Genomic DNA, 6915 nt, shown 5'->3' on the forward strand with positions numbered 1-6915 from the left:
GGGTTTCACGTTCTCCACGCCTGCTGCTATCGGCGCGCAGGGGAACGACCTGACGAGCGCCTTTTGGGGCACAATTGATGAGGTTACGGTTTACAGCCGGGCTCTTGGGTCGAGCGAGATTCAAGCGATCTACAACGCTGATGGAGCGGGAAAGTGTTCACTCCCAATCCCTCCATACATCCTCGCGCAACCAACCAATCAGACCGCTTTTCAGGGCCAGGGCGTAATCTTCAGTGTGCTCGCCGGAGGGGGCTTGCCCTTGGAATACCAGTGGACCCTGGATGGAACTAATATCCCTGCTGCAACGAGCACCTCGCTCACCTTGGAGAACCCCACGCCGCCACAAGGTGGAACTTATAGTGTTCTTGTCAGCAATGCCTTTGGATTCATCAGCAGTTCCAACGCGCTTCTCACCATTAAGCCTTCGCCGCCGTGCGTGACCCCCCCGGCCGGCCTGATAAGCTGGTGGGCATTTGAAAGCAACGCCGTTGATCAGGTGGGAGGCAATAATGGTGTTTTGGCAGGCCATGCGGCTTTTGGTCCCGGAGAGGCCGGCTTCGGACTGGCCCTGGATGGCAACGGATCAGCAGTCCAGGTTCCCGCGGCGAGCGATTTGCGATTGCAGAACTTCACTATCGAAGCCTGGCTCCAACGGGCCAGCACATCGGCCGCAACTCACTATGCCACCGGGATAGGGTTCATTCTCGCCTATGGTCCGCCAGGTTTCGGGTTCGGTTTGAATAATAGTGGCAGTTTGATTTTGACAAAAGTGGGGGTGAGCAGTGTCACATCGAGCCCGATTATCAACGACACCCTGTTTCATCATGTCGCGGTTACGAAAAGCGGTAACATTGTAAGTTTTTACGTTGATGGAGTGCCCTATCCTGCGTCCGCATACGACCCCGGTTTTGTATTCTCAACCCCCGTGGCCCTTGGCGCGCAAGGCAACGACCTGACCAGCGGATTTTGGGGCACCCTTGACGAGATCACCATTTACGACCGGGCTCTTGCGATGTCGGAGATACAGGCCATATACAACGCCTCGGCATCGGGAAAGTGCAACCAACCGATTGCTCCTTTCATCATTTTCCAGCCCACTAATCAGACGGTCACACTTGGAGGGAATGTGGCTCTGAGTGTCACCGCCGGAGGTTCCGTTCCTTTGAGCTACCAGTGGAGCTTCAATGGGAACGTCATCGCAGGAGCGACCGCAAGTTCCCTCTCTCTGACAAAAACGAGCTTTGCCCAGCAAGGAAACTACTCAGTGGTCGTGACCAACGAGGCAGGGATTGCCCTCAGCACGAATGCCGTATTGACACTCGTTTATCCGCCGGCACTGATCCAGACGCTTGGGAGCGCTAATGTCCCGGCTGGGAGCACTGTTACAGTGCCCATTACAATCGCTGCGAATGGCAATGAAAACGCCGTCGCTTTCAGCGTGAGCTTCGACACAACGAAAATGGTTTGGACTGGCGCCGAGTTGGGTGTCGGGGCTGTGGGAGGCGTGCTGATACCCAACCTCAGCCTGGTCAATAGCGGGAAATTGGGGCTGGCTGTGGCACTGTCGAGCGGCCAGACCTTTAGCCCCGGCACACAACAGGTCGCCCAGATAACATTTGCGGTGGCTGCTTTGACCAATACGGCCAATACAGCCATTGCTTTTGGAGACCAGCCGACGCCGCGGCAACTTTTGGATTCTTCTCTGAACAATCTGGCAGCCACGTATTCTGGCGCTACCGTTTCGATAACCCCCGTAACCGGATTCGAGGGGGATGTTTTTCCAAGGCCCAATGGCGATAAACAAATTGAAGTCGCGGACTGGCTCCAAATGGGACGCTTTGTCGCGCGCTTGGATTATCCGGCGAACGATGCTGAATTTCAACGGGCCGATTGCGCGCCGCGCGCGACGCTTGGAGACGGTGCCATAACGGTAAGCGATTGGGTCCAGGCTGGTCGCTATGCTTTCGGATTGGACCCCTGGACTGCTGCAGGCGGACCGACTAACGCAATGGCAGTGGCCGGTCCGGGGCCATCCAACGTCCGGCTTTTGCAAGAAGCAGCAGTGCAGCTTAGCCCTGGACAACCTGCTACAGCGAGCATATCGCTGGCGGCTCAAGGTGTTGAAAACGCCTTGGCGTTCAGTTTGAGCTTTGATCCTTCGCTCGTCACCTTCGCCGGGGCGGGTCTGGGAACGGGAGCCCAGGGGGTCACAGTGTACGCAAACACCAATCAAGCGGGCGCCGGGATTCTCGGTTTTGCAATGGCCCTGGCAACGGGCAGTACATTCCCCGCGGGGACCCTGGAGGTTCTTCGTGTAAGTTTTGTTGCATCGCCCTCCGCCTCAGGGTTGTTATTACCCGCTTTCTCAGATGCCCCTGTCCCCCGTGGAGTCTCTGATGCAGCCGCGAACGCATTGCCCGTAAGCTTTGAGACGTTCATTCCGTCCAATTTCACCCCATCGGTCGCTATCACCCAATCCGCAACAAATGTCATTCTGGCATGGCCTTTGTGGGCAACGAACTTCGTTTTGCAAGCGGCGGCTCCCGGGTTGCCACCCAGTAGCCAATGGACCAATGTCGTCGTTACACCCTCAATTAACGGCAATCAGAATGTGCTTGTTATGCCCATTACCGGCGATGCAAAGTTTTACAGGCTGTACAAGCCTTGAAAAGGGGAATGGTGCGTTGAGCGTCCCTCAAAGGCGCCGGGCATCTCTTTCTCCATACAAAGCTCCAACGCTTCGCTGGCCGTCGCGCCGGCTCCGGTCTGCGTCACAGCGCCTGCCAATCTTCTGAGCTGGTGGCCCATGGAGCGAAACGCTCTCGACGAAGCGGGAACCAACCCCGGGTGCTGGCTGCCGCCTCATCCCTCATCCTTGTTTCCCCGCCGGCTGGCGATTTCGGCGCCCTGAGGCCTTCACGCTGGGCACTGCGGCCGGTTGCCGCGTGATGGTCTGCGGCTTGGGCAGCGGCACGGCGGAATCATCGACCGGTTCGGATGGACCTGGAATGAATGGCAATATCCCGCAGAGCAAAAGCCCCACGATGACGGCTGCCAAGCTCACATAAAACGTGTTCATCGGAGGCTGGAATTTGAATTCGACCCGGTGCGCGCCCGGCGCGAGATAAACGCCGCGCATGAGATAATTGCAGCGCAGCAGCTTCTGTGGTTGGCCATCCACAGTAACATTCCAGTTCGGATCAAAGCGGTCATTGAGCAGCAACACACAAGGGGCCGTGGCGTCGGCCTTAAACACGATGTCCTTGGGCGCGTAACTGGTGAACTGCACGGCGCCTGCATTTTGGGTTGTTGCCGCTGTCGAAGGCAGTGGGGGCGCCCCGGCGGCCACGAGCACAGTGGTTTGGGGATCAAACGATGCGCCGGCGAGTTCGTGCAATGTGGCCTGATCATTCGTCTCGACCTGCCAATGAGCGTAGAGCTTGGCGCGCGGAAGCGCCCCGGTGAACTCGAACAAGGCAAATGTGCCGTTGGTCGCCGGCTCGGCGGTAACTTCTTCGAGGCTGGTGGGGCTGACAATGCCCGGTTTGGGCACAATTTGGAAACGCTCGGCAATGCGGAACCGACGCTGGGCGGGGTCCAACTGTTGGTTGAGCACTTCCAAATATCCCGCAGGCCCCAGCAAATAGCGGGTATTGCTCAACTCCCAGCGCTTGAGCAACAGGCGCGGCATGTCCTCGGTGTTGGTCGGCTGAAGTGCCATTTCCCAGGCCAACAGGTCTTCACCCATTCGGGACATCTGCACTACATCCAGCGACTGGATGTTGTAATAGAGAAACTGGTGCTGGGCCCATTCGATGCGGTAAAGCTCGTTTATCAAGTCCAGCCCCGTGGGCGGGCGAAACGGCAGGAGGGCCACCCGATGCTCATACGGCTTTTCGCGCAACCGGTCCAGGATGGGGTTGGTCGCATATTTTTGATGGTAATCCCATACTTTAATCCACGGCTCGTTGGCCCTGCCTAGATCGACTACAACGAACAGGCAGAGCAACACTGCGCCCGCCAAGGCCCGAGGCCCTCGAAGGCCGCCGCTCAGGATGAGCGTTATCAAACCAACCGCGACTGCCAGGAACAGGATGAACCAGCCGACTTGCCCGACGCTAAACCGGGCGATGGCCTCAGCCGTGGCACCATCGAACCCAACTTGCTGCAGGTAAGCGATCATGTGGTCCTGGCTCTTGGCATAGACCAACCAGCCCAGCACGCTCGCGCCCAGGGCAGCCAGACATCCCAAGGTCCAGCGCCGGTCGAACTCCTTCAGCCGGTCCCACCAGCTTCTGGCAATGTCCGAACCGGCTGTGGCCGGTTCCATGTAACGGCGCCATAATCCATGACTGCCGTAAGCAAAGAGCACTACCAACGCCCAATTCACCAGGTGAACGAACTTGGCTGGGTTACGGATAGTCGAAAAGAAGGGCACCAGGAGATAAGGCAGCTTGTAAAAAGGCGCGAATCGGCCAAGAGCAAGGAGCAACGAGAGAACGAACGCCCAGACCCAAAACTTGAGCCATCGCTGGGTAGTTGGCGCAAAGGCAGACTCCTTCTTGCGCCAGGCCTGCAAAGCCGCCCACAACGCCACCAGCACAACCAGCACTCCCGCGTAATTGCCACCGCCGGTAAAACGCAGCGGCCCGGCGGGCTTGGGTCCTTGCTCTCCATTGGCGTAATATCGATACCACGACGGGTCCCTGCCGGCGGCACCCCAGTACTCCCCGCCATCAGGCGTATCCATCCGGTAGCCAAACACGCCCGGGATAACCAGGCCCAGGGTCTCGCGCTTGGGCAAACTCCATTGGGTCGCCCAATCCCATTTTTCCTCTTTTGTGCGGGTATTCTGCTGAGTGCCCGCAACGCCTTTGACCTGGGTGCCTACTAGTACAACCATGGATTGGGCCGCCAGGAACACCGCGAACACCGCGACTAGGGCGACTCGGCCTAGCCCAGTTCCAAGCCGGGATGTCAACGCCTTTCCGGAGGCCGTTGTCCAGGCCTGCCACATGATAAAGGCTGCCACATACAGGCTGAAGATTGCCCCAATATCTGCGCCTTCGGCCACACCCATGCCCACTGCCAATCCCGCCAGGGCCACCCGCAGCCAGCGACGGGGTGACGAAGTGTCCACCAAGAGGCCCAGCGCGAAGAAATTCATTCCGATGGCTATTGGGTGCATGGCAACCCCCCAGCAGGCGGCGGAGAAAAAGCCCGAGTTGAGGGTTGCGGCCAAGGCGCCCAGGATACAAGCAACGGGCGCCAGGCGCAGTTGGCGGAAGAAGAACCATGCGCCAAGCCCGAGAATGAACAGCGCAATAGGGGCATAGAGTTTGGAATAACCCACCGGCCCAAGCACCCAGAGCAATAAGTAGGTGGTATTGGGCCAGGCTCCCCCTTCCCGAAAGCCGATGCTGTTAAGGTCTTGCCAGCCGCCGCTAAAACCGTCGGGCAACCGGTGCGATTGCGACATGAGCGTGCCCAGGGGGCCGTCATTCGAAAAGAGCGTGTGTCCGGGGCGGAATTCGTTATGGAACAGCGCGAACAACACCGCCATGAGCAGCAGGAAAACGATAATGAACCCGGCGCTGCGGGGTGTCGTCGATGACTGGGAAGGTTTCAAACCCATACAGCATTAATTCTGCCGTACCTGGGCGAATAGTCGAGGGCAATTCGAGAGGGCAATTCGGGGGGTAGCGGGCAATCTGTTCCTTCATGACATTAGCCCTGCCTCATTGAGCCTCTTGGCATAGTAGATTGCGGCGGCTGTTTCGGGGGTTTCCCGAAATTCAAGTAACCCAACAGCGTTGTATCTTATCTTTGCAATGGCCTGGATTATGCTTCTAAATACTCCAGCGCCTGCTCGCTCTTGCGCTCTGGTCACGCCACTATTTTTGGCCCCTGGCCAGAAAAATTTGAAATGGACCCGTGTCCTCGACCTATGGTCTGCGTACCGCCCGGCGAATCATGCCGGACCCGTTCCTCAATTTTCTATTCCCTCACGCCGCTGGCGCCAAAAGCCCGGCCCCAATCCTCGGGGCAATGTCAAGTGAAGTCAACCCTGGTCAACCCTAGTCAACCCTGGTCCAACTAAAGAATACCAAGGACGACCCAATATGGCCATTTCACTCATGATTAGCTTGGGGCCTCCATATAAGACCATGTCCTCGCTAAACCGGTCCGGCGGTGAGCCCTCGGATTTGCCGATGAAATCACCCATTACGGCCTATTACGGCCTATTACGGCCTATTACGGCTCATAAACAAGAAAACAAGAGTCGAGTCACATTCGAGAACCGCTCCGTGAATCAGCTTTGTCACCCCTGCCGTGGACGCGTCCAGTTCTTTCACAATCTAAATAATCAAAATCGATAAGTCTCACCTTTCGCTGGCTTTTCTCAATGGTTTTTGTTTAACTTAATCCGCAATATGCGCTGGCGACCCTGGATTTGGCTTTCAATAAGCTTGCTGTGTTTCCTTGGGGCGGCCTATTTCTGGCGCCTGGGCGATGAGTGGGCGGCTCAAAAGAAAGCGGCCTCGTCGCTGTCGCAAACCAACCGTCCCTCGGCTGATCCCAAAACTGCCGCGCCCCCTTCGGCGATGACCAATGCGCGCCTGTTGAGCCAGCCGGACCATCCCAGCTCGGCAACCGCCCAATCCCACGCCTCAGCACAGGTGGCCTATCGGCTGAGCAATACGACCAAAAAGCTCGACGCACTGGCCCGAAGCGACAAAGCCATTCTGCTCCAAAACGCGCTCCTGGATACAGGCGAGCCGGCCAACCTGGCCATTCCCGAGCAGCTCCGGGCCAAGGGCGACCCGGGCGCGTACATCGTCCCGGCGCGCGGCCCGATCGACAATTCGTTCCGGGCATTGCTCCAAGCGCAAGGGGCCGCCGTGGTGGCTTATG

Annotated in this window: 3 protein-coding genes; 2 read left to right on the forward strand and 1 reads right to left on the reverse strand. The window is 57.9% G+C overall.

All coding sequences use genetic code 11. The features are described 5' to 3' along the window. The coding region (locus VG146_11715) for a LamG-like jellyroll fold domain-containing protein (protein ID HEV2393016.1) at positions 1 to 2668 on the forward strand (2668 nt) is incomplete at its 5' end. Positions 2669 to 2869: 201 nt separating this feature from the next. Here the strand turns inward: VG146_11715 and VG146_11720 are convergent. Further along, positions 2870 to 5635, reverse strand: coding sequence for a hypothetical protein (locus VG146_11720; GenBank protein ID HEV2393017.1), 2766 nt, complete (start codon positions 5633 to 5635; stop codon positions 2870 to 2872). 799 nt (positions 5636 to 6434) lie between these two features. Between VG146_11720 and VG146_11725 the strand changes: the two genes are divergently transcribed. Further along, positions 6435 to 6915, forward strand: a 481-nt coding sequence (locus tag VG146_11725; GenBank protein HEV2393018.1) for a hypothetical protein, incomplete at its 3' end; no start/stop codon positions are given.

Source organism: Verrucomicrobiia bacterium (genome assembly GCA_035946615.1).
Taxonomy (GTDB): Bacteria; Verrucomicrobiota; Verrucomicrobiia; order Limisphaerales; family UBA8199; genus DASYZB01.

Coding starts and splice junctions, on each gene's coding strand:
- VG146_11720 (HEV2393017.1), bottom strand. CDS start 5,635: ATGGGTTTGAAACCTTCCCAGTCATCGACGACACCCCGCAGCGCCGGG.